This is a genomic window from Symmachiella macrocystis (genome assembly GCF_007860075.1).
GTDB classification, from domain to species: Bacteria; Planctomycetota; Planctomycetia; order Planctomycetales; family Planctomycetaceae; genus Symmachiella; species Symmachiella macrocystis.
Window position 1 is genome coordinate 3,233,114 of record NZ_SJPP01000001.1, and the last position, 24,819, is coordinate 3,257,932.

Sequence of the window (24,819 nt, forward strand, 5' to 3'; positions counted from 1 at the left end):
CTGACCACTTTCTACCCTCGGGGCAGTTTCTCTAGGTTGCCTTTAGGTGGAATCGCCTAAAATTCCGGAAATGCGTCGCCGTGCTCAGGCGTGTGCTTTGCAAAGATGCGAATCAGGTTGATATAACCAATCGAAACCACAAATAAAGGGAAGTTCACGGCGGAAATTCTGCGCAGCTGAGCTTCAGTTTATCGCTTTTCTTACACGTTGCCTCTCGATTGACCGAGGCCCAACAAGGAGAACACCGACCATGGCTTATTCATTGCCTGACTTGCCGTACGCGTACGATGCTCTGGAACCGCATATCGATGCTCGTACGATGGAAATTCACCATACGAAACACCATCAAGCCTACATCAACAAGGTCAACGATGCTCTGAAAGGGCATGACGACTTGGCGGCCAAAACGATCGAAGATTTGATGAGCGACTTGGCAGCCGTGCCGGAAGCCATTCGTGGCGCCGTGCGGAACAACGGTGGTGGACATGCCAACCACTCACTGTTTTGGACAGTCATGAGTCCCTCAGGAGGCGGAACGCCCTCCGGCGATTTGGCTGCCGCGATCGATGCCGCTTGTGGAAGTTTTGACAAGTTCAAGGAACAATTCAGTGCCGCCGCCGCAACTCGATTCGGCAGTGGTTGGGCTTGGCTGTCGGTCGATGGCGACAAGGTCGTTGTGGAAAGCACCCCGAATCAAGATACGCCGCTGTCCGAAGGACGCACGCCGATCTTGGGATTGGATGTTTGGGAGCACGCCTACTATCTCAATTACCAAAACCGCCGTCCGGATTATGTCTCGGCGTTTTTCAACGTGATCGATTGGGATACCGTGGCCGCCCGTTTTGCCGCCGCCAAATAAGCTCGCGCCGTTTGTGAGATGAGTCGCGTAACAGCGGTTGGCTTATCTCTTAATCTGCAGCGAATAAAACAAGACAGGGAACCGCCGCGAACTTGGCGGGTTCCCTGTCTTTTTATGCGCCCGGACAACCTGCCTAACCGATACAATGAGACGAAGTTTCCTTTTCTCACGGGGAGAGTCTCGGTGGCGATGCGTTGGTTGAACATCTTGCTCATGACGCTGATGCTGGCGATCAGCGGCTGCCACTATCTCGATCCACAATACAAGCCGACCGGTTTCAGCAGTACGCAACACAAGTACGAAGTCGAAGAAAAAATCCGGGAATGGCATGCCCGGCAGGAAAAGGAAAAGAAGCTGGCCGAACTGCATCGCCGGTTGGCCTTAGCGGACGAAGCGAAACAAGATGGAACACGGACCGTCAATGCTCAAAACAAGATGAGTCCGTCGCTGCCCGCTCGCTAACCACTCAACTACGGTCGCCGCCCGCGGCGTAGCATCTGAAAATGCTAGCCCGCAAGTTGCCAGCGACACTTCGTTGTGCTGACTGCCTCTATGCGTAAACCATGATCGCTGATGCGCGGTTTTGTAACGTTTACAAGCATTGTGAAAAAGGGCCAAAATCGGGTTGACCGTTTTTGAAGAATCACGAGAATGCCGACCACTCAAACACACCCGACGAGTCAGCATTTCGTGACACTCAACACATCTCAGCGGTCGGTTCACGACCACCATTCGATTCAGTGCTGCGGCGCCTAGCCGTCATCTCCCACGTTCTGAGTCGAGCCCGTTCCTTGTTTTGAAATTCGTTTGCGCGTGCGGTCTTGACTACCGGATATGCAAAAACAGTTTCACCGTTTCTCTCGAGAGCTGGCCGTCGGTTTTTCTCACACGTCCATTTGTTTTGCCAGGATGGTTTCGCCAGCGTTGGCGTATCACCAAGCCTGGATCAAGCGGAAAGGCAGGAGGCCTTTCGCATGTCCCTAATTCACCCTCGAATTCCCCTGGGAATTACGCTGCGCCGCATTTTGTCGGGCGCCAGCTTCGTCGGATGTGCGGACATTCGCGTGCAACATGCCACGAACAATAGTCTCGATTGCGGCAGTCAAGCCTTGTTTGCAGCACTGCGTGGTCGAGAATTTGACGGCCATCATTTCATTCGTGATGCAATCCAACATGGTGCGACATCGGTTTTAGTCGAATACCCACAATCAGACGTGCCGGTCCCGCAATGCGTTGTCCGCAATTCACGACAAGCTTTTGCTCGTATTTGCAGCGCGCTCAATGGCGATCCTTCGCGGGAACTCTCAACCGTCGGCGTCACCGGCACGAACGGAAAGACAACCACCACTTGGTTAGTACGATCAATTTTGCAAACGGCCGGCATCCAAACCGGACTGCTGGGAACGATTGAATACAACGACGGGTTTCGCGTCGAACCCTCTACCTTGACCACGCCCGATTCGATGATGCTGACGGATTGGCTCTCCTCGATGGTGTCGCACGGGACGACCCACGCTGCGATCGAGATGTCCAGCCATGCCTTGGATCAATTCCGTTGCGCGGGGATATTGATCGACGCCGCGGTGATTACCAACATCACACACGACCATCTTGATTATCATCTGGACTATGACGCCTACCGCGCCAGTAAGCTCCGCATTTTTGAAAACCTCAAACCGGGCGGCGTGGCTGTGCTGAATGCCGATGATCCAGGCAGCATCTCCTGCTTGGCGCATGCTCCGGGACAAGTCATCACGTTTGGCATTCACAATTCAGCCGATGTTTCAGCCACGATTTTGCAACAATCATCGCAGGGTACGACTTTCGTCTTAACGGCCGGAGTTGAGCGCATCGAAGTGCGGACCTCGATGATTGGCGAACACAATGTATCGAACTGCCTCGCGGCCGCAGCGGCAACGCTACATGCCGGAATTGCCCTGCCGGATATTGCCGCCGGCATCGAAGCCTTGACCGATGTTCCGGGCCGGTTGGAACGGGTCGATTGCGGACAACCTTTCAACATCTTTGTGGATTATGCACATACCGACGATGCGTTGCAGCGGGCGATTGCCGCGGCAAAAACGCTGACGACCGGTCGTGTGTTTTGTGTCTTCGGCGCTGGAGGAGATCGGGATCGCAGCAAACGCCCACTGTTGGGTTGTGCCGGGGCATCCGCCGATGTCGCTGTGGTGACCAGTGACAATCCACGTTCAGAATCACCAACTCAGATTATCGACGAGATTGTGGCCGGAATGCCTATCACCGCACAATCACACATCGAAGCAGATCGGGCGGAAGCGATTCGCTGGGCATTGTCCCAAGCCGGTCCGCAGGACACCGTCCTCGTCGCCGGAAAAGGGCACGAATCCGAACAAATCATTGGCAGTCAGCGATTACATTTCGACGACCGAGAAGTCATCGGCCGCCTCGTGACAGCAGGGCTGAAGGGCCCGCACGACATTCCCGCTACAAATCTCATTGGGCCGCACAAAAACGTCGGCCAAATCGCCTAGTACAAGAGGCCACATTGGAAACAAACATCAAGTAAAAAGCGATCGGTGCAAAAACACAGGTCCACAACATGCGACACAAAGCGAATACAACTTTGAATCACCAGGAACCAATCCGTCCGATCACGTTCCTGTCGCGGATTACGATTCCGGGAAAAGCAGCGGTGTAATTTCAACATGGATCCCATCTCTATCTCGGATCTTTTAGTTGCCACCGGCGGTCATGCCGCCGACGGGCTGGATCGAGATACAAATTTTAAACAAGTGGTCATCGACTCGCGACAAGTCACCTCGGGAAGCGTCTTCTGGGCCTTGCCGGGTACTTTATGCGACGGCCAAGATTTTGTACGTGACGCCTGTCAACGCGGTGCGGCATTTTGTGTTGTCAATTCAGACCGCAACGACTGGGGCGGACCTGTGGTAAAAGTCGCCAATACCGGCGCTGCCTTATCACAGTTCGCACAATGGTATCGAGAACAATTGGAACCGCTGGTGATTGGTATCACCGGCAGTGTAGGAAAAACAACAACTCGTGAAATGATCCATGCGGCGCTATCTGCCGATCATTGTGGAATTCGCAGTATTGCGAACTACAACAACGAAATCGGCCTGCCGTTGAGTCTCTTTCAACTGGAGAAAACACACGATTACGGCGTATTGGAAATGGGAGCCTGCCAATCCGGCGACATTCGCGACCTGTGTGTGATTGCTCAACCGGAAGTGGGAGTGATCACCGGAATCGCGCCGGTGCACATTGAAAAATTCGGCAGTCTGGACCAGATCATTCAAACCAAAGCGGAGTTACTACAGGCGTTACCGAGTCATGGATTTGCGGTCGTCAACGGCGACTGCCCACACGCTCAGAGCGTCGCGGCTTATGCCAATTGCCCGGTGATATTTGTCGGGGAATCGCAGGAGAACCAATATCGCGCAACGAACGTCCGCGCCAGTCAGCATCAATTGAGTTTTGCTGTCAGGGAACACGAGTACCACATACCGGTCAGCGGACGGCATCATTTGTCGGCGGCACTCTCCGCGGTCGCCGTCGCCACGGAAGTCGGCATGGCGGCCGAGCAGATTGCGGAAGGTTTATTAAGGTTTGCGACTCCCGCAGGGCGTTGCCAAATCAAACAGGTCGGCTCGTGGACAATTATTGACGATTCTTACAACGCCAACCCCACATCAATGCGGGCCGCCTGCCAATTGATGCAGGCTTGGAAAACAGGAAACAAGAAAATCGCCGTCGTGGGCGACATGTTAGAACTTGGTGAGGAAGCCGGTCGGTATCACCACGAATTGGGAATTCAAATCGCACAGGCCGACGTCGATTGCTTGCTGGCCTATGGAGACAACGCACACAACGTGATCGCCGGCGCTTTTGAAGCGGGAATGGATGCACATCAGATGGCTGAGTGCCCCATGTTTGAATCACTACTGATGAACTTGGATTGCTGGCTGGAAGCGGGCGACGTCTTGCTCGTTAAAGGCTCGCGGACCATGCGTATGGAACGCGTGGTCGAATGGGCGACACGACAGACGGAAGAGGTCAACAACCTCGATGCCTTGAGCGTGCCCGCCTAATGATAAAACTTCTCTCTGATCACAACCAATACATACACAACCCCCATTGATTGAAAAACGAAAGGGTAGTTCCGCTACGTGCTGAGGGTTTGCGGGGATCTAAGCACTGCTCAAATATTTTGGGTAGAAGCGTGAATGGCAAATGGATCAAGTGGTTACTGGGTCAATCACTCCAAATGCCGCTTCGCAGCGGAATCTATCTGTCCGGGCGCCGAGGTGGGGACTTCGGCGCCCGGTACTTACAACGGTATACTGCAATGGTTTATTGCGACGGAATTTTGAATCCCCAAAGAACGCGTGGTAGTGGCTTTTAGCGCAGAAAGCGACGCAGCCACCATCGAATCAGGGTTTCCACCAAGTCTGACAGCATGACGTCGCAAGCGTCTGCGGGCGTTTGATCTTTCGGCTCACCCCTTTTCGATATCGAATCCCTTCCTTAGATACGGAACACTTGGCGGTACGTCAGACCGTTTCGTAGTGTTGTCACCCGCATGCTAGTTTGGCTTCTTGACCATTTTGCTCCGTTGCTGGAGAGGGTCGAAATATTCTCATCCGGTGATTCGCGCGTGTTCCTCACGGCGCGGACTGCCTTAGCTAGCCTGACTGCCTTTTTAATTGCACTCCTCTCAGGACCAGCCGCGATCCGCTGGCTGCAATCTCGGTTTCGCGAACGAGTGGTTAGTGGCTCGGCCCGTTTGAACGAAATCCAGGCGTCGAAGAACGCGACCCCTACAATGGGCGGTCTGTTCATCATGGCAGCCATTTTGATTTCGATTCTGATGTGGGGCAATCTCCACAGTCCGTTCGTTCTAGTTGCCATTTTCGTGGTGGTTGGCTTCAGCGTCCTGGGCGCAATCGACGATTGGGTCAAACTCAAAGGCGCGCGGAACGGCTTGCGTGCTAAGGAAAAACTCGTCGTGCAACTCGTGCTGGCGGGTGTGGCTTCCTTGCTCTTATATTGGCATCACCGGCAAGTTCCACAGGGCCTGGATCTATATTGGCCGTTCGGAGAGCACAGCATCTACTTGGGGATCGGGTTTATCCTGTGGGGTGCCTTCGTCATGGTCGGCAGTTCCAATGCGGTGAATCTGACCGACGGACTCGACGGCTTGGCTTGTGGGTGCATGGTGTTTGCCGGATCGGCCTTTGTCGCGCTGTGTTATCTGTCGGGACATCGGGAGATGTCCGAATACCTCAGCGTGCCGTATATTGCCGGCGCCGGCGAAATGAGCGTCGTTTTAGGCGCCATGGTCGGAGCGGTGATGGGCTTCTTGTGGTTCAACTGTTATCCCGCGCAGGTCTTCATGGGCGATACCGGGTCGCTACCGATGGGCGCTCTACTCGGATTGGCGGCCTTGGTGATTCGACAAGAGTTGCTGCTGGTCATCGTGGGCGGCGTGTTTGTGATCGAAACAGTGAGCGTGATCTCTCAGGTTGGCTGGTTTCGGATGACCGGCCGCAGATTGATCGCTTGTAGTCCGCTGCACAATCACTTCTTGTTTCGCGGCCAACATGAAATGAAAATCGTCGTGCGATTCTGGATCAGTTCGGCACTTCTGGCGATCATCGCCGTTGCGAGTCTCAAGATCCATTGAGTCCCTCGGCCGTACAATACGCACAATCTGCTCAACCGGATGTCGGGCTATGACTCTTGCCGCGAATGTTTGACCGCGCTCGTCGATCCTCTCGCCGCGAGCTTGCGCAACCTCAATCGGACTCAGCGCTGATCGACCAAATCGACGATTTATGAAGGAGACGTCGCACACTGTTTATCAGCCGTATCCCGGTCTATCGGGGTGCGGATCACCCCAGCCGAATGTTCAAACCGTGAACAACGATCGCGGATTCTTTCTGGTATTGATTGGCATGCTGCTCGCCTTGGGCGTGCTGATGGTGCATAGCGCCAGTATGACGTCGCACCCCAGCCAATCGGAGCAGATTTATCTGTCACGGCACTTGGTGTTCTTGGCCTGCGGTATCGCGGCAGGCATCATCTCCTCGCTGATGCCCGCACGCTTCTTCTATCGCGCCGCCCCCTATCTCTTTGCCGTGGTGACCGGTCTGTTGGTTTTGGTGCTCCTGCCTGGAATCGGTACGCAGGTCAACGGCGCGCAGCGCTGGCTGCGGTTGGGCACGTTTACGATGCAGCCCGCCGAATTGGCCAAGTTGGCGCTGCCGCTATTTTTAGCGCGGTTGGTGGTGCAAGTCCGAGTGAGAGAGTCAGGTTGGTGGGCGGGTTTTCTCTTACCGTGTTTGCCGGCGGCAGTGATGGTGCCGCTCGTCATGCGGCAACCCGATCTTGGGACAGCCTTATTCTTGGCGGCGGGGAGCGGGATTCTGCTGTTCGTGGCCCGTTGGCCGCTGCGCAATTTCGCATTGATAGCTGCGCCGACCATTCCTGCCATCGCCTATCTGGTGATCCATCGCCCCTACCAAATGCAGCGGATCTCGGGGTTCGTGGCAGCATGGACCGATCCCAGTTCTGCCCCGTATCAATTGAAACAGTCCTTGATGACACTGGGGGCGGGAGGAGGACAAGGCGTTGGATTGGGGAAAGGCTGGCAAAAATTGAGTTTTTTGCCCGAGGCCAACACCGACTTTGTCTTTGCTGTGATTGGTGAAGAACTGGGGCTGATCGGCACGTTTACCGTGATCGCTTTGTGGATCGGCGTTTACATATTCGGCATCCGCTTGTTGGCCTGCCACGACAAACTTTCGTTTACTTTTTTAGCGGGGACCACGTTATTAACGCAGATCATTTTGCAAGCGGCGATCAACGTGGCCGTGGTGACAGCCATGGTCCCGCCCAAGGGCATTCCCCATCCGCTGATGAGTTACGGTGGCAGTAACCTCGTGACGACTTTAATGGCCGTTGGCCTGATTGTGAGTTTTTCACGCGCACCAGAATCCGTTGAGTCAGCCGCGGTCGATGATTCAGAAGTTGAGACGCCACAGCCGCTCGCCGCGTAAAAGCGTTTAGGCAATTGCGACCTAAGTCCTCTGGCCAAGCAGCGCAATTCGTTCTAACCTTGCAGGCGCATGATCGATTCGTCTTCACCACCATTCCACCTATTCGTTCGCCGCAAGCGCCATTCACCTCGTGTCCGAACCCTCATCTAACGCCTCCCCGATTTTCTGTTTTGCCGGTGGCGGTACGGGAGGACATTTGATTCCAGGTTTGAACGTCGCCCGTGAATTGCAGCAACGCTATCCCCAGGCGGTCATGCAGTTCCTTGGGTCGGGACGGCCCCAAGAGGAGGGATTGGTCGCTTCTGCTGGTTTCCAGCACTATGCGTTGTCGTCGGAATCACTTGCCACAGCGCGGCGGCGGCCTTGGCAATTTCTCTGGCGGAATTGGCGAGCGGTACGGCAGGCGAGGACGCTGTTTCAGACTCAAAAACCTACGGCGGTGATCGGACTCGGCGGCTTTGCCAGTGTCCCCCCGGTCGTAGCAGCGCGGCGGATGGGGATCCCCACTGTTCTCTTAGAGCAAAACATCATTCCCGGCCGCGCCACCCGCTGGTTGTGCCGCCGCGCACGGGCTGTTTGCGTTTCCTATACCGCTAGTGCGGAGCATCTGCCGGCCGCGGTGAAAGTGGAACAGACCGGCAATCCAATGCACACCGACATCGCCGCTTTAGTCGCCTCGAGCCACACCGACGACCGCCGGATATTATTGATTCTCGGAGGCAGCCAAGGAGCCTCGGCGGTCAATCGCGCGATGACAATGGCTGCGGAAAATTTGCGAGACCAATTGACCGGTTGGACGATCGTACATCAAACCGGCATCAACGATTGGCGGGAAGTGGAACATGAATACCAACGACTCGGGCTCGAGCATACGACGTCACCGTTTTTCTCCGACATGCCGCAACGGTATGCGGCCGCTGGTTTGGCAGTCTCACGTGCCGGGGCGACCACGCTAGCGGAATTGGCCTGCGCGGGATGTCCCACAATCGCCATCCCCTACCCCTATGCCGCCGATGACCACCAACGACTCAACGCTCGCGAATTTGAGACCGCGGGAGCGGCGAAGATCGTCGAGCAACAATCGACTCTGGATCAAACCGCTGAACTGTTGGCAAAACAACTTTCCCACCTGCTGGCTGATGAAAATAGAAGGTTGGAGATGCGTCATGCAATGCACACCCTCGCCCGCCCCCTCGCCGCTCGCGATGTCGCAAACGTCATCTGTAGCACCGTTGATGGCAGTCTAAAACGGTGAATAGTAATTCCCCCTGGTCCCCAAACTCCAGTTTGGGAACCAGAATAAAAGGCCAATCAATGCTACGGCTTGGCATTGCCCTGCAGATACGCAAACAAATCCCGCCGTTGTTGCGGACTCAGTTGCTGTAGCAAATTTTCCGGCATCAGCGATGTCGCCGACTCATGCAGTGCTTCGATTTGATTGCGCGGCACTTTGGTGCGCTTGTCCTTGGCATCAACCAACGTCATCGTCGCCGCGTCTTGTTCCGCTAAAATCCCGGTCATGACTTGTCCGTTGGTTGTCTCCAACACGTAGCTGAGATACTCCTTGCGAATCACAGCGCTGGGGTCGACGATGTTGGCCAACAGTGCTGCCAGATCGTTGCGATTGGCTTTCGTCAAATCGGGACCAATCTTGCCCCCTTCGTTGAAGAGTGTATGGCAGGTGGCGCAATGCTTCTTAAAGAGTTCAGCTCCTGCGGTGGGGTTCCCGGAGGCAGCGCGGAGATCGTTATTGAACCGCCGCATTTGTGCGAGTTTTTCTTCCGCTGTTCCGGGTTGAATGTTGCCCCAATGTTTACGGACGATCGCATCCAACTCCTCATCCTCATACAACGCGACGCGGCGGAGTTGATCGACGGGGAGACTCTCCGGTGAAATCGAGCCCTTTTCCACGAGTGCCAATAACCGCCGTGCCGAATCATGCCGTGCCAACAGTACGTCGCGAACTTGCGATTGCAGCGGTGCCGGAAGAGTCGCGTACTGCTCAAACAGCGCGTCAATGTATTCCGCCGATCCAAACCGATTGAGCACTTGAATCGCCGCCGCCCAGACGTCGTCCGGCTGGTCATCGGTTAGACGCTGCAACACAACAGCCTCGCAATCCTCACGACCAAATTCCTGTAGCAGCGACAATAAGGATATCAATTGGGGGTCGTCGGCCGCCGCTTGCATCGTGGTCTCGAGGAGATATTGATGTGCTTCCTCAACGCCCGCCCGCAGCGCCAGCGTTAAGGCGTCGCGGTCTTGTTGATTTTTTCGCCAGATGCCGAGAATGTATTGCTTCAGCTCCGGCGATGGTTCGACAAATGTGCGACGAGCCCGCTCCGCCGCGTCGTTTCCGCCCGCTGCGAATTGCGCATACAGTCCGCCATGTCCAATCCCCCCTAATCCGCCCGCTCGTTCCGACAACCCTTGCCCGAGCGCTTTGTGTGCCTCGGCTAAATCTTGCGAGGGTGTGTTTTGCAAGAGCTGCAAGCCAGCGGCATACCCGGCCGGTGTCCCTTCGGCGGCATAACGACGGATCAGGTTTCGCAGGATCGGTTGATTGGCCACCACATTCCAGGCGTCTGCGTGGGCGAATTGTTCCAGAACTTGATCGGCATCGGTGACTGCCTTGCTCTCCACCGCCCACCACAACAAAAGCGGAATTCGTAGGTCGTCGTTGTCCAGATTGCGATTCAGAATCGCCTGCACGATCGGCAAGGCCGTCGCTGTTGGGAGCCGTTTGGCGGTGCAGGCCAATTGGCTTCGCACGATCGGACTCGGTTCCGTTTCGGCTAAGGCGATCAGCAGTTTCGCCATCGGTTCAGAAACCGACTTGGCATCCCCCAACAATCGCACCGTCCAGGCACGTACATATTCATAAGGATGGGCGAGCAGTTGAGCAGCGAATTCATCGTCCAGTCCGCCACTGACATGTAAGGCCCACAGCCCTTGCAGTGCATAACGACCGTTGTCTTGAGTGAGGGCGATTTCACGCAACCGCGGCCACGTCGAGGCATCCCGCCGCTCGGCCAACAAAACCCGCGCCCGCTGTCCGTACCAACCGTTGGGATGCGACAGCAGATCGACCAATTCGTTGCTCGAAAGCTCCGCCAGATTGATCGGTGGCGTCGGTTTCGCGTCCGTCGCTTGAAGTTTATAAATCCGACCGTTGCTGCGATCCCAATTCGCATCGGGGTCGGGGTGGGCGGTCCGTTGATCGTGAAAGTCGGCGAAGTACATCGCCCCATCCGGTCCCAACGCCAAATCGGTCGGCCCAAACCAGGTGTCGTGGGAATCAAACAACAATCCCCCGTGCTCTGCCGCGACCGTCGTTTGCCGTGGCGTCACTTTCCACCACGAAGCGGAGTGCCCCAAAAAATTCCCACACAAAAACGCGCCGCGAAACCTATTGGGAAACGTATCGCCCAAATAAATCGTGCCGCCGGTGGTCGGCGTGCCGGTGACGCCGGAGTTCTGGGTGTGGGCGAAATAGCCGTAGGTATAAAGATTGTGCAGCGGGCCATGTTTGCCGAAACTTTTTTGATAGTACCCCCCCTGCACCGCATGCCAAAACAATCCGCCGTTGGAGCTATAAAACAGATTGCCGTCAGCGTCGAAAGTCAGCCCGTACAGGTTGCCTCCGCCCTCGGCGAACAATTCGAATTCCTTCGTCACCGGATGATACCGCCAGACGCCTTGTTGAAATTCGATCCCGCGAATGTTGCAAGTCGTCGTGCTACCGTTCAGCCCATACAACCAACCATCCGGTCCAAAGGTGAGATGATTGGCCAGCGACTGCGCGTCTTCCATGCCGAAGCCGGTTAACAGCACTTCCGGATCCGCATCGGGAACATCGTCGCGGTTCTTGTCGGGATAAAACAGCAGGTAGGGCACCTGCAAGACAAATACTCCGCCCTGCCCAAAGGCGACGCCCGTGCAAAGATTCAATCCATCGACAAAATCCCGTGATTTGTCGGCGTGTCCGTCGCCATCGGTGTCTTCCAGTATCGTGATCTTGTCCGCACCCCGCGGTCCGTGCGGCGGTGGTTTGGGGACGCGGTCGTAGACAGTCCGCGACCAACGATCGACTTTGACCCGTTTCAGCCCCGCCGGATTGGGATATTGCAGGTATTGGATCGTCCACAGTCGCCCACGATCGTCGCATTTCACAAAAATCGGCTGCCGGATTTCCGGTTCCGAGGCGAAAACTTGGATCTCCAGCCCGTCGCTGACGGTCATCTTTCCAGCCGCGTCGGCAGGAGAATAACCTTGCCCGCTCGCCGCCGGAGCGTAGATCACAAGTCCGAGCAACAGAGTCAAGCAGACCACACCGCGGTTCATCTCCAACATCTTCCAGTGCCTCTCCGCATCCAGACTATAAAAACCGGTCCTCTAACGAGTATTATTAGATGAAAGGCCCGTCACAAGCCCATCGGAGAATTCCGCCGTCGGCGTGTGACGTAGGGATTCTGAACTTCCTCGTACCTGCCGTGGGCGGGGCGAAATTAAATATCGAGAGAGTTGAGTGGATGTTGGAAACGATACCGATCGGTCTAGCGAGCGAGGTTCCGCTCGGAGCGAGCAAGATTTTTGAATCGGACGGTCGCCGCGTGGCGGTTTTCAATCTTGACGGCCAATTTCATGCCATCGACAACACCTGCCCCCATCGCGGTGCATCGCTGGCTGTGGGTCACCTGTCGGGGACAATTGTTTCCTGTCCGCTGCATGGCTGGGAATTTGATGTCATCACCGGCGATTGCACCTCGCATGCAGGCAACCCGGTCGAGCGGTTCGAGGTCCATGTTGAAGCGGGCGAGCTGCGAATCGAAATTCCTCCGGCCGTCGAACCCCCGCCGGTCAAGGACGATGGCGTGCATCGTTATCTCATCCGTTACGGCGCGCTGGGTTGGGTCGCTTGGTTCGGTTCGATTGAAACGGTGGAATGTCGCCACAAAGACCGGGTCGTAGTAAATACCTCACGCGGTTTGGAACTCGGAGAAGTTCTGTCGAGCCCGTTGGACGGACGCCGTCCTCTTTCCGTCAACGCCGAAAAACCAACCGGCGAAGTGCTACGCCGCGCGAGCGACGATGATCTGGCGCAAGTCAAACTGATGTCTGCTGAACCCCCCGGATTGTTGGATGCCTGCGAGCAATTGTTGGCCGCACACGACCCCACGGTGGATGTCGTCGACTTCGAGTTTCTGTTCGATGGCGAGACGGTTGTGCTGTATTTCTTGGGAGAGCAACTCCCCGAGTTGGAAACCATCGGCGAGCAACTCTCGAAGCAATTCCATTTCGAGGTCCGCTTTTTCCCGCTCGTCGAACCTCCGCCACAAGCGGGAGGTTGCGGCTCCGGAGGCTGCGGTTCGGGCGGTTGCGGCTCAGGCCACGAGTAGGGCAGGCTTCTCACAATCGGAACAACGCAGCGACACGTACGTCGTCGATCCGTAATTCCCAAAGCGGCTGGCCCTGTAAAAACAACCGCCCCAGGTTTCCGCTGCGAGGGTCCAGCAAGCGTCCTAGTCGTCCATAAAGCAGCAGATACTGGGCTTGATCGGGGCCGACAATCGTGATGTCCTGCCGCAGGTCGCCCCACTCTTGCAGCTGTTCGAGTCCGAAGTGTTCCGGAAAGACCCACAGCTTGGCCCCTTGCGGCAGTTGCAGTTGCATCTCCGCCCAGGCCGTTTTGTTCATCGCTGCCCACCAATAATCAATTTCAAATTGCGGGCGTTTGAGATTCCCCGGCAAGGAGCTCACCTCCTGCGGCGTGGCCGCACCGTGCAGTCCGCCGACTGCCAGGTTGTAATACGAAAGCTGCCCCGGATGCATCCGCCACAGCGGCCAAACGGCTACGGCTGCCAGCGCGGCGATTGCCGCCCACTCCCAGCGCGAACGCGTCGAGTCTGTGGATTGGTCTGTCCGCCGTAGCCATCGGTCACTGAGTGTTTGGAATCCATAAGCGGAGATCAGCGCCAAAAAGAAAAATGATGCGCGATACAGCCGCACGCCGTCATGAGCCGGGGTCGAGGGAAGCATGACGATCAACGGCAGCACCACGCTGCTGCCGACCCACAGCCCCAACAGGTCCGAAGTGCGTTCGCGGCGCAGCCAATGCACCAATCCGCCCGCAGCTAAAACCAAGATCCAAATCGGCGTGGTGACCAACGGCAATACGATCACGCTGTGCCAGGGAACCGGCGGCATGCCGGTCATTTGATAGACGTCGCCCAGGTAAAAGGCATCGATCTGCCAACCGTTTTCCTCTTGCCGCAACAGAGCGATGTAATCAAAAAACCCGCCAACGGGATTGGACCACCACAGGGGAATCAGCAAGAGCGCCGTCAACGGTGTCACGGTGGCCAAACAGACTGCCGCGCGCCACAGTCCTCGCCGGTGATAGAACAGACCCCACACACAAAACCACGGCAGCGCAAACCAAAACGTCGGTTTGGTCATCATGCCCACGCCGCAAAACAGGGCAAACCCAATCGGCCACCGCCAATTCTCGCGGCTGTAGTACAGTGCCCAGGCGGCCAAGACCCAGAAGCAGCCCACGAGCGTATCGATGTTCAAAAAATGCGCATTGGCAAACAGTCGCGGTGTGCCGAGCAGTGCGAGCACGGCAATCAGGGCGGCGCCGTACGACAACTCCCGCCGTATCCATTGAAACACCACGCCACACGTGATGGCAAAAACAATCACGTTCCCCCAACGATAAGCCGCCGGGGCGGAATCGAACTGGCCAACGGTGACGTAGCCCAATGCGGCAATCAGCGTTGTGGCTGGAAGATTCTTGCTGTCGCTCCGCGCAAAGTAAATCCCTTCCCGCAATCGCTCCTCCTCAAACGCAACCGACGGTCCCTGCCGAAACAAATCAGCCGTCCAATCGATGAAACGATGCGTGTTGAGAATGTAGATCGGTTCATCGGTCGTCAGACCGTAGTCGCGCACCGTGATCCCCATCAGCAGTAACACAACAATCGACACCACGATTCCGCCTATGGGGAGGCGCTGCAGCAACGGCGGACGTGTTCCTGCGGTCTGGGCAGCGACGGCGGGTTGAGTCGTGGCTACGTTGTCATCCGGGGCCGCCATGCGGATGTGTCCCGTTATGGAGTGAAATTCAATGCGAATGTGGGATGCCAATCCCAGAGACGATGTTACCGGCCGCTGATGGGGAGGAAGCGTTGCCCGGTTGGTCCGGTGTAGCGACTGCGTGGACGAATCAGTCGGTTATTGGCCGTTTGCTCGATGGCATGTGCCGCCCAGCCGGAGACGCGACTGGCGACAAACAGGGGCGTATACAATTCGACATCCAAGCCGAGATAGTGATACAGCCGCGCGCTGGGCCAATCGAGATTCGGAGGAAGTCCTTTCTCCTCCACAACAATCCCTTCAATCACGTCGGCCATTTTTTCCAATTCCAGGTTGCGCGTTTTCTCAGCCAATTCCCCGCAGTAACGTTTCAAAATCACAGCCCGCGGGTCACCCGTTTTATAGACGCGGTGTCCGAATCCCATAATGCGACGTTTCTTCGCCAGCGCATCACGGATCCAATCTTCAGCGTTATCCGGAGACCCAACTTCCTCCAGGACTTCCATCACCCGTTCATTGGCACCGCCATGCAGCGGACCTTTGAGCGCCCCGACCGCCGCAACGATGGCCGAATAAATATCGGACTGCGTCGAGGTCACGACCCGCGCCGTGAATGTCGATGCGTTGAACTCATGTTCGGCATATAAAATCAGCGAGACATCCATGGCCCGCTCCCGCTGTTCCGACGGGCATTTGCCGGTGATCATGTACAGGATGTTGGCGGCGAAGCTGAGGTCGGGATCGGGTTCGATCAAGTCCATTCCCAGACTCATGCGATACCGCGCCGCGATCAGAATGGGAATCTGCGCTAACATGCGGACCGCTTTGGCGATGTTGCCCCCTTCGGAATCATCGTCGAGTTGCGGGTCGAAATGCGAGATTGCGCTGATTCCGGTTCGCAACACGTCCATCGCCCCGACGTGCAGCGGAATCTGCCGCAAAAACTCGATGATCGAGTCGTCGACTTCCGCCGATTCGGAATAGATGGCCAGAAAGTCCGCCAACTCTTCTTCCGAGGGGAGTTTGCCGTGCAGTAAGAGATAAGCGACTTCGAGAAACGTGGAGTGCTCGGCGAGGTCGGCGATCGAATAACCGCGGTATTGCAATCCCCCTTCAATCGTCGAGATCGCAGTTTCGCCGGCAATCACGCCTTCCAGTCCGGGATGATAAGCTTCGGTTGTCATGGTATCGCATGGAATGAATGAGGGAAGAAGTGCAGAGGTTTCGTGCGGAGATTTCCGCCTTGCCACGTTATACCAAACAATTCGGCCCTCGGCGACGGATACCGTCATTGCCGTGCCGTCGGTATCCCGTCACAATGACAGGACTGACACAGCACATTGGCGTTAAGGATTCATCTATGCGGGCAATTGTTTCTTGTTTGACGAACAGTTACGGACGCTTCGGAGCGCGGGGCGCGATTGAAAACATCCAGGCTGCTGGGTTGGAATACCTCGAACTGCCGATCCGCACCGCCGGGGCAAAATCGATTTTCGGCGATGAGCCACTAGTAACAACCGAGACGAGCACGGCGGATTTAACAGCTGTCCAAAGTCTGCTCAGCGATCATGGTGTCAAACTGGCCAGCTGCAATATCACCAGCGGCAACCCACTGCAGCGTGATGTCGTCGATATCACAAAACACAAACTTGGCATCGCCGCCGAGTTCGGCGTGAAACTCGTTGTCGGGGGCGCGGGAGAAGCGGAGGGTGCTGAACAACTTTCGCAGCTTTACACGCATCTCCGTGAGATCGGCGATTGCGCGGCGACGCACGGCATCACTTATTGTTTCGAGACGCATCCGGGAATCTGTGTGAATCATCGCTATATGCTGCAAACCATGGAGGAGCTGCAGCACCCCAATCTGCGGATCAACTTCGATACCGGCAACATGTTGTACTACAACGAAAACATCTTCGTTGAAGTCGGATTGGCCAAGGTCTCCCACTACGTCAAACACCTGCACCTGAAGGACAGCCAGGGAAATCCAGGCGAATGGTATTTTCCGGCACTTGGGTCTGGAGGGGCGGTTGATTTCTTGCAGGTGCTGCACATCATGCGCGGCTGCGGATTCACAGGACCCTACAGTTTAGAACTGGAAGGCATTCGCGGCGAACCGGAGCTTTCTCTCGCTGAGACGCAGCAACGAATCATCGACAGCGTCGATACGCTCAAATCGTGCGGTTACTTTGATTGACCGTCGTGCATGCGACTTGAGAATAGGCAAGGTTCGCCGACCAGCTAGACGACGCAGGGGTTTCGGGTTTTAGGGATCGTGCGGCGCGTAGAACGAACCATTCGCTGAGCGGTGCCATGTGCTGAGCTTGCCCTGTGTCTCAAATTCTAGTTGTGCCGATTTTGACAGACACGCAAAGTGATTTGGCTTTGCGGAATAACAGGCAGCTGCCCGGTCGACGCGGTAGAACAGCACATGGTTGGTAGGATGGATACTGCACATGACTCCTTCGCGCATCTTAAAACTTTTGGGACTCCTGATCGTACTCGCCCCCTGCGCCGGGTGTTGCTGCCACCCCAAGAAGGGTATCACGTTGCGCGGAGGATTGGATTTCCGCGAATGCAAAAAACCGTCGGGATTTGTGGAACTTGTTGAAACCGGTTGGGATGAACGCCGCCGAGTGCAGGACTTGCGCTGGTTGGAAAACACGGACTATGCGGAGTCGACCACGCCCTCGGTTCCCACTTCTTCGTCACCAACAAAGCCGGCGCAATCTTATTCACAACCCACAACGACTATCCCCAAAGTCAATCAGCCTCCCCAGTCGGGTGTCCCCCCGATGCCCGAGGAACTTCCGCCCCCGCCCCCGGTATCTACTCCTCCTGTGCCGGCTCCGGAGCCTGAAGCGGAACCCAAATTGTCGCCGCAGTTGAATGAGCAGTTCGAAATGGACCTGGAGTTCGACGAGTCGGTCTCCTTGCCCGCGGACTATAGCGACGAAGAGGATTATCAACGCATGATCGAGTTGTCGGGATACGAACGCCCCGTTCGTTCGGTCTCGAATCGCCCCACACAAGCTCAACCGTCGCCGCGGCAACCCGCAGCGTCTCGATCGGGCGGATGGCTGTGGTCCAAGCCGTAGTGCGAAGCACGCGTGCCGGGATCGATGGCTCAATTGAGGCGCTGGTGCTCTGTCGGTCGCCTACGGGGCGTCAGTCAGCTGGGCGAGGTCCTCGAAAAAGCGGGGATACGTTTTCGCAGTGCAGCCCGGGTCCGCAATTTGAATGCCGGGCGATTTGAGGCCCGTGATCGCGAAACTCATTGCCATGCGATGATCGTCGTAGGTTTCAATCGTTGCCGGGTGTAACGGACCAGGGTGGATCATCAGCCCGTCGTCGAATTCGTCGACTCGCACGCCCAGCCGCCGCAATTCGATGACCAGGGCGGAAATTCGATCCGTCTCTTTGTGCCGCATATGGGCGACATTGCGAATCCGTGTCGGCCCCTCGGCGAACGGCGCGATGGCTGCCAATGTCTGGGCTGTGTCGCTGATCGCGTTCATGTCGATGTCGATCCCTCGCAACGCTCCGCCACGCACGGAGATGCTGTCGCTGCCATCGATCACTGTACAGCCCATTTCCGCCAACGCATCGACAAACCGCACGTCCCCCTGCAGTGCGTCTCGGGTTAAACCTTGCACCGTAATCTCTCCCCCCGTGACGGCCGCGGCGGCGAAGAAGTAACTGGCGGCCGAAGCATCCGGTTCAATCGCGTAACGTGTCGGCGCGTAGCATTGCGGTTCGATTGTAAATCGCGTGTACGAATCATATTCGACTTCGACACCAAATTGTCGCATCACGGCCAACGTCATTTCGACGTAGGGCACGGAGACCAATGTGCCGGCGACTTGAATATCCACACGATTTGCCGCCGTGGGGGCTGCCATTAACACGGCACTGAGAAATTGGCTCGAGATACTACCCGGGACATCGACCGTGCCTCCCCGCAGACCGTCAGCAACAACGCGTACCGGAGGACAGTCCGTGCCGGCAACCGAAGTGACTTGGCCTCCCAGTTGATTCAAAGCGGCAATCAGATCGCCAATCGGGCGTTCACGCATGCGCGTCGACCCATCGAGACGAAAATCGCCTTGGCCCGCCGCACAAAGTGCCGTTAGAAATCGAATGCTCGTGCCGCTGTTTTCCAGCCATAACTCCGCACCACCGGCTGGGACCGTTCCGCCACAGCCTCTCAGACTGACTCTGGCCAGCGACTGATCATGCTGCACTTTAAAACCCAGCCGCGTCAGGCTTTCGAGCATGACCTGCGTATCTTGGCTGTCTAAAACGCCCGTCAATTCCGAGTCTCCATCGGCCAAAGCGGCCACAATCAAGGCACGGTTGGTGAGACTCTTGGAACCGGGCGGACGGACAGTCCCCGAGAGTGGTTGTGTGACGTGCGAAATGGGGAGTGGGTCAGACATAGTCGAATTGTCGTTCAGCCGCCGTGACTTGGTTGTGAAATGTTGCGTTAGCCATGAGTGTGGGGAATCGCGTGCTTTCCCGGAGATGTATCCCCCAAGCGGTTCTTACTGGGAGGGGAATCTCGTAACCCATTATAGGAGCATGCCTTAAAACCCACAATCAAAGCTCGGCTTCCCGGCCAATCGTCGGGAGGGCAATCTTATCAGCCACAACCCGCATGATCCTATTTTCCGCATTTCCCCTAATCGGACGTGGCTGCAATTTCCGATGCACAGCGTAGTGAGGATCGATGTTCCTGCAAGTCGTTTCAAAACCCTCTGACGCGTACCGCTGGCACTGATCTGTAAGTCTCGAGAACAAACGCAACCGGGTTTTGAATCGGGTTCTAGGACCGTCCGCAGACAATTGTAGAAATCCAGAACGCAACAGCCGTCCCTGTTGCCGAAATATTGACGTACGAACTCCCATGAACGACCGCATTATCGCCCTGGTGGCATTTCTAACACTGTTTGCGTGGCTTTGGTCCACGGAACACAAGAATCGAGAAGAGCGTATCGCTCGCCGCGCTGTTGCCGCATCGCAATTGGCGCTCGACGATGTCGCCCCTTCCACCGTGAGGATTGTGTCCGTTGCCGAGCAATCCCGCGACGTGTCCTGTTTTTCCGTGGATCTGTTTCACATTGCGTCATTTCCCTCGCCCGACGGCATTTGGCCGGAATGCTGCTGCGTTGGGAACTGCCGTGATGCTTTGCGGAACCTCGACTTTGTGTCGGAGCAAATCAGCGCTGCCGAAAACCGGACAGCCACGCCTCAGCGAGATTTCAATCTGTTGTTCCTGGAGAGTCAGCATTGGATTTTTGAAAACCTCCGCGCCTTCGAACTCGCCGCCACGACATCAACCCCCGCAGGTAAGCACACGGCCGCGGGCGACGTTGAGTCCTATCCCACCGGCGCCTGCTTCGAATCGATGCGGGCATCCGCGCCCACTCAATCTGCCGAGCCGCAAGTCATGCAATGGGGGCCATGGCTGGACGATGTCCGCAACAGTGCGACGCAGTATTGGGCTGAGCAGCGGCAGGGGCTGATGGCACGCGTAGAACAACGCCGGGCGCGAGCGGACGACAGCCGCAGCCGCGCCCGGCGTCTCGTCAACTCGCTGACATCAGAAATCGAAGCGTTCGGCATTCGCTGGATGGATCGCTTGGTTCCCGCTCCGGAACAAGACGAAATCACCTTGCCTGAGCCCGTCGGTCGCTTACTGTAATTCGCCCAAAGCCGCGGGCAGGCCGGTTTCGATCGTCGGATACGCCAGTTCGACCGCCAATTCATCACGCAACCGGCGGTTCTTGCAGCGTTTGTTGAGACTCTCCGCCCCGTGCCGACCCGAGCCACCACCGCCGAATTGGGGAGGCGACGCTCCAATCAGTTGGGCCAAGGTTTCATAATATGCGCGACGCGTTATAGGACGGTCGTCGCTGACTAGGTACGTCTGCCCAGCGACACCGCGCGCCGCACAGGCCAAAATTGTGCGGACAATGTCGTCGACGTGGATCAGATTCAAATACCCATCAGGATTGCCGGCCAACGGTTCACCGTCGCGGAGGGCAGCGACGCGGGCCAACAAACGGTTCGGCCCGTAGATACCCGCCAGGCGGAGAATATGGAACTCCGCAGGCGAATTGCCGCCCAGTTGCGATTCGACAACACGTTCGGCATCCAGGCAAACTTGGCCGTTGTCACGAATGGGCTCGCACGGGGACGACTCATCGACCCACTCGCCCCCGGTTTGGCCGTACACACTCGTGCTCGAAATGTAAATCCAACGGCCCGTGCGCGCGTGAATCTCAGAGAGAACATTCTCTAAACCGTTCACATAGACGTCACGTTGCGAATGCGCAGCCGATCGGTCGAAACCAACGGCGTATAACACCAAGTCCGCGGCCGGCAGGTCGATTAACGATGCCGGCCGCGTGACATCACCGATGATCGGCGTGATGCCTTGCGCAGCCAACCGTGCCGCGTTTTCGGCATTTCGCGTCAACGCGCTCACGGAGTGACCTTCGCTCAGCCAGGCTTGCGCGGCGCGTTGGCCGACATACCCACAGCCAATGATCAAAACGTTCACGGTCCCAGCTTTCCGATGTGGTTGACCTGACGGCTTCGTTTACTTCCGCGGGATTTCGCGGATGTAAACGTTCTTGAAGTACAGCGTGTTTCCGTGATTTTGCAATTCGATTTGCCCCGTGGGGTAGATCGGCTTGTCACGTTCCCAGAAGTTCTCCAACGTCACGTTGTCCACGACCAATTCGTCATTCAGGTGTACTGTGACCTTGTCACCGACCATTTTGATCTTAAACGTGTTCCATTCCCCAATGGGGTTATCGGCGGTCTTGAGCGGTTTGGAGGGATTCTTTTTGTTGTTGTACAACCCACCCGAACCAGTGTCGAACAGCTTGATGTCCCAGATTTGCACTTGGGGGCTGCCGCGGAGATAGATGCCGCTATCCCCCTTCTCTTTGATCTTCCAATCAACCAGCATTTCAAAGTCGCCGTAATCTTTGTCGGTGCAAAGCGGCCCGCCTTTGTTATTTCCGTCGAATATCAACACACCGTCGTCGACGCTCCAATGTTGCCGCATATTTTCGTCAGCTGCTTTTTGTGCCGTGGCCAACTCCCGAGGCGACATTTTGGCCCGCTCTTTGGGGTTTTTAACAAGCCCTTTCCAACCAGCAAGGTCTTTTCCATTGAACAGTGCTTTAAAGCCTTTGGGGGGCACGTTGTCGTTGCCAGCATGCGCCGTTGCTGAAAAAACGGCGGCAACCAGGGCCATGGTACAGATGATCGCGGTGAGTCTCATTGTTGCTCCTTGTGTGCAAAAACTAATACCGTCAGGGGCGGCAAGCTGAAAGTTCGTCAATGGATCGTTTCCAGCGATTGCCAATGGGTAGAATACTCCCCGCAGCGTCCGATTGCTACCAACGCGGCCGAAGCTAAGACTATCGGGGCCGCCGTTTCGACAACGCTTCCATCAACTGCAATTGTCGATCGACCTGCCGTTGTTCCTCGGCATCGAGGGGATCGTTCCCAAAGCGAACACGATAAAACGAGTCGGCGATCGCGGTGCTGACGTTGTTCAGCTCCGGTTCCTCCGCTGAGGCATCAACGACCTGCTGGATCGCGGCGGCGTACTCACGTTGTGTCTGTTGGGGCTGCCGGATAAATCCCATCCGACGCGTGAGGACTTGAAACCGTTGGTAAAACTCAACCAAGCGGGTCGGACCGGAGTGAGCCGATTTCCCCCGCGACCATTTCCCTCGCAGTCGACGCAGGATTTTGCTTGTCCAATGGAAAATCAAGACCGGAACACCCAAAAGCAAAAACACAAGTATCCCGCCATCGATACTGATCCATCGCTGCGGATTGGTGACTGTGCTGTAAAACCAATTCCAAAAATCGACCGCAGCGGCCCGCATCCCGGCAGTGGAACTGAACGCTTTTTTGAGATATGCCAGCATGGGATCGAAAATCTCCCGTCGCTGTTGTGCCAACGAAAAACTGACCACGTTCTCTTGCCAAAATCCCCAAAAAGTCCGTTTCAAGACCTCCCAATATCCCGGCTTGTGTGAGGCAACAATTCGTTGTCGCTCCGCCGCAGGCGTCGCATCCATTGTGAGCCAACGGTCGCCGATCGCCGCTTCAACCCAAGAGTGCGCATGCCGCTGTTCGACCCGCAGGACCTTCTCTTGTGGATCGTATTCTCCCCCTTTGAATCCATTGATCAGCCGCGCGGGAATCCCAACCGAACGTAGCATCAACGTCAACGCGGCGGCATAGTATTCGCAATGCCCGGATTTGCGGTTGAATAGAAAATCATCCACCGGGTCAATATTTGGATCCATCACCGCCGCACTGAGTGAATAGCTAAATTCACCGCTGTCGCGCAGATGCGATTCCAAAGCACGGGCCACGGCCAATGTGTAGTCGTCCTCTTGTAGCGATTGTTGATCGACGCGTGCGGCGACTTGCTGCGCAAGTGCGTTCAGCTTCGTTGACTCGGGAACTGCGACCAGTTCACGGCCAGCTTGCGTCGTTTCCAGGTACCGAAACGACAAAAAATCTTTTGGGAGCGATGAGTTGTTGTTTGGCGGGCGGGAATAAATTCCATATCTGATTTGTTTCGAACCAGACTCGCGCGAACGCGGGGTAATCGTATAGGAGGGATATCCCAGAAAGAGCGCGTTTTCGTTGCCGTCACGTGCCCCGATGGCGGTCCTGCCAGAACAGAAAGGCCGCATGGCAAATAACAGCTTGGTGCCCATTGGTTCTAACGTGATGTCCTGGCGAATCCACCCTTGGCTTCCTCTAGGCGGTGCGTGAGACATTCGGTCTGGATGGCTATCCCTCTTCCCTGTGTGCCACTTGCCCGAGCGATATCTCACGAGGACTGAGCCGCGCAGGTATGGTTCGTTCATATCATATGAGTTGGCAAAATCGATTACGTCTAATGCCGTATTCGTATCATTGTCGACAACCTGCACTGACAGCACAGGCTCGCTACTTTCCAGGATCTCGCCAATGTCACCTAGCTGAACCTCCTCCGTGAAGCCGGTCACTGATCGAATGGGCGAAACATTGGGGGATTCGGTTTGCTCCGATTTTTTCGGTGGAATCCACACGCGGGGAGTCATCACAAAAATGGCGGAGCCCACCAATAAACCGGATAACGACGTGACAAGTGAACCGAATGCCAAACGGCTTCCCACGCGGGACCTGCCGAAGTCGCTTTGCACATTGCCCTGAACACGGCTATGTCTCCCCGCGTTTTCCCCTGAAGCTTGCAGTAGCGCGGTCCCCGTATCGGAAGCAAACACCGTGGGGGCGGAGACAACCTCTTCTTCTGCGCGATACAACGAAAACAGCGTCAAATTCCAGACCATGAAGAGCACGTAGACGACAAGCACCATGCCGAACCAGCTGGCTTGCGTTAATACGGCAGCCAGTGCAACGTGCAGCAAGCACAAGGCGCAGATCCACCAAAAATGCCGCATTTCCCGATTCCACAGGAGCACGATCCAAAGCAAATAGATGATCAAGTGCGTTCCGGCGAGGAGTTTGGATTCTGGACTGTCGCCCATGAACTCCCAAGTCGCCACCAAAAATGCTCCCAACGCCAAACCATTCGCCCACCACTCCGACAGACCAAACTCTCGGCGTGAGTCATTAAAAATCAGCGCGACTAAGCCAACGACGAATGTTAGGTAGGCCGGCGATGCCCCCCCCTCGGCTGCCGCTAACAGCCCACTGGCCAAGAAGACCTGGGCATACATGCTCAATTGAAAGGTTTTGAGGAACGGCATGATG

The 24,819-nt window shown here is 56.3% G+C and carries 18 protein-coding genes; 11 read left to right on the forward strand and 7 right to left on the reverse strand.

From position 1 onward, the window contains the following. The first annotated feature begins 250 nt into the window (after positions 1-250). From CA54_RS12435 to murG, 7 genes are all read left to right on the forward strand, one after another. Positions 251-859: a superoxide dismutase gene (locus tag CA54_RS12435; RefSeq protein WP_146371081.1), complete on the forward strand. Its 609-nt coding sequence runs from the start codon at positions 251-253 to the stop codon at positions 857-859. A gap of 183 nt (positions 860-1,042) precedes the next feature. Next, positions 1,043-1,321 carry a hypothetical protein gene (locus CA54_RS12440; RefSeq protein ID WP_146371082.1) on the forward strand — a complete coding sequence of 93 codons (279 nt, stop codon included), beginning with the start codon at positions 1,043-1,045 and terminating at the stop codon, positions 1,319-1,321. A 512-nt stretch (positions 1,322-1,833) separates the two neighbouring features. Continuing rightward, positions 1,834-3,372: a UDP-N-acetylmuramoyl-L-alanyl-D-glutamate--2,6-diaminopimelate ligase gene (locus CA54_RS12445; protein WP_146371083.1), complete on the forward strand. Its 1,539-nt coding sequence runs from the start codon at positions 1,834-1,836 to the stop codon at positions 3,370-3,372. Between the two features lie 174 nt (positions 3,373-3,546). Next, positions 3,547-4,950 (forward strand): UDP-N-acetylmuramoyl-tripeptide--D-alanyl-D-alanine ligase, encoded by a 1,404-nt coding sequence (locus CA54_RS12450; RefSeq protein ID WP_146371084.1) that lies wholly within the window; start codon positions 3,547-3,549, stop codon positions 4,948-4,950. A 491-nt stretch (positions 4,951-5,441) separates the two neighbouring features. Then, complete coding sequence (gene mraY / locus CA54_RS12455) at positions 5,442-6,545, forward strand: phospho-N-acetylmuramoyl-pentapeptide-transferase (RefSeq protein ID WP_146371085.1); 1,104 nt, start codon at positions 5,442-5,444, stop codon at positions 6,543-6,545. A gap of 232 nt (positions 6,546-6,777) precedes the next feature. Further along, complete coding sequence (locus CA54_RS12460; RefSeq protein ID WP_231963047.1) at positions 6,778-7,920, forward strand: FtsW/RodA/SpoVE family cell cycle protein; 1,143 nt, start codon at positions 6,778-6,780, stop codon at positions 7,918-7,920. Between the two features lie 130 nt (positions 7,921-8,050). Further along, the gene (gene murG, locus CA54_RS12465; protein ID WP_197532413.1) at positions 8,051-9,175 is read left to right on the forward strand and encodes an undecaprenyldiphospho-muramoylpentapeptide beta-N-acetylglucosaminyltransferase; all 1,125 of its coding nucleotides are present in this window, start codon (positions 8,051-8,053) and stop codon (positions 9,173-9,175) included. 62 nt (positions 9,176-9,237) lie between these two features. Here the strand turns inward: murG and CA54_RS12470 are convergent, their stop codons facing one another. Then, positions 9,238-12,273: a PVC-type heme-binding CxxCH protein gene (locus CA54_RS12470; protein WP_197532414.1), complete on the reverse strand. Its 3,036-nt coding sequence runs from the start codon at positions 12,271-12,273 to the stop codon at positions 9,238-9,240. A 179-nt stretch (positions 12,274-12,452) separates the two neighbouring features. Between CA54_RS12470 and CA54_RS29305 the strand changes: the two genes are divergently transcribed. Then, complete coding sequence (locus CA54_RS29305; protein WP_197532415.1) at positions 12,453-13,319, forward strand: Rieske (2Fe-2S) protein; 867 nt, start codon at positions 12,453-12,455, stop codon at positions 13,317-13,319. Between the two features lie 10 nt (positions 13,320-13,329). Here the strand turns inward: CA54_RS29305 and CA54_RS12480 are convergent, their stop codons facing one another. Together CA54_RS12480 and CA54_RS12485 are read right to left on the reverse strand one after the other, a co-directional pair. Further along, a complete protein-coding gene (locus CA54_RS12480; RefSeq protein ID WP_146371087.1) occupies positions 13,330-15,018 on the reverse strand; it encodes an ArnT family glycosyltransferase in 1,689 nt (562 codons plus the stop codon). Between the two features lie 65 nt (positions 15,019-15,083). Then, the gene (locus CA54_RS12485) at positions 15,084-16,202 is read right to left on the reverse strand and encodes a citrate/2-methylcitrate synthase (RefSeq protein ID WP_146371088.1); all 1,119 of its coding nucleotides are present in this window, start codon (positions 16,200-16,202) and stop codon (positions 15,084-15,086) included. A gap of 176 nt (positions 16,203-16,378) precedes the next feature. Here CA54_RS12485 and CA54_RS12490 point away from each other — a divergent pair, with 176 nt between their 5' ends. Together CA54_RS12490 and CA54_RS29310 are read left to right on the forward strand one after the other, a co-directional pair. Continuing rightward, positions 16,379-17,215 carry a sugar phosphate isomerase/epimerase family protein gene (locus CA54_RS12490; RefSeq protein WP_197532416.1) on the forward strand — a complete coding sequence of 279 codons (837 nt, stop codon included), beginning with the start codon at positions 16,379-16,381 and terminating at the stop codon, positions 17,213-17,215. Positions 17,216-17,474: 259 nt separating this feature from the next. Beyond that, entirely contained in the window at positions 17,475-18,116 is a 642-nt protein-coding gene (locus CA54_RS29310) for a hypothetical protein (RefSeq protein WP_197532417.1), read from the forward strand. 60 nt (positions 18,117-18,176) lie between these two features. On the opposite strand, the gene aroA is transcribed toward CA54_RS29310, so the two are convergent. After that, positions 18,177-19,457: a 3-phosphoshikimate 1-carboxyvinyltransferase gene (gene aroA, locus CA54_RS12500; RefSeq protein ID WP_146371091.1), complete on the reverse strand. Its 1,281-nt coding sequence runs from the start codon at positions 19,455-19,457 to the stop codon at positions 18,177-18,179. A 467-nt stretch (positions 19,458-19,924) separates the two neighbouring features. On the opposite strand from aroA, the gene CA54_RS12505 reads away from it, so the two are divergent. Further along, entirely contained in the window at positions 19,925-20,722 is a 798-nt protein-coding gene (locus CA54_RS12505) for a hypothetical protein (RefSeq protein ID WP_146371092.1), read from the forward strand. Here the strand turns inward: CA54_RS12505 and CA54_RS12510 are convergent. The 3 genes from CA54_RS12510 to CA54_RS12520 all read right to left on the reverse strand — a co-directional run bounded on the left by CA54_RS12510 (position 20,714) and on the right by CA54_RS12520 (position 24,815). Beyond that, on the reverse strand, positions 20,714-21,583 hold the full coding sequence (locus CA54_RS12510; protein WP_146371093.1) for an SDR family oxidoreductase: 870 nt from the start codon (positions 21,581-21,583) through the stop codon (positions 20,714-20,716). The genes CA54_RS12505 and CA54_RS12510 overlap by 9 nt on opposite strands. Positions 21,584-21,622: 39 nt before the next feature. Beyond that, entirely contained in the window at positions 21,623-22,315 is a 693-nt protein-coding gene (locus CA54_RS12515) for a 3-keto-disaccharide hydrolase (protein WP_146371094.1), read from the reverse strand. A gap of 139 nt (positions 22,316-22,454) precedes the next feature. Further along, positions 22,455-24,815 (reverse strand): transglutaminase TgpA family protein, encoded by a 2,361-nt coding sequence (locus CA54_RS12520; RefSeq protein WP_146371095.1) that lies wholly within the window; start codon positions 24,813-24,815, stop codon positions 22,455-22,457. Between the last annotated feature and the right edge of the window lie 4 nt (positions 24,816-24,819).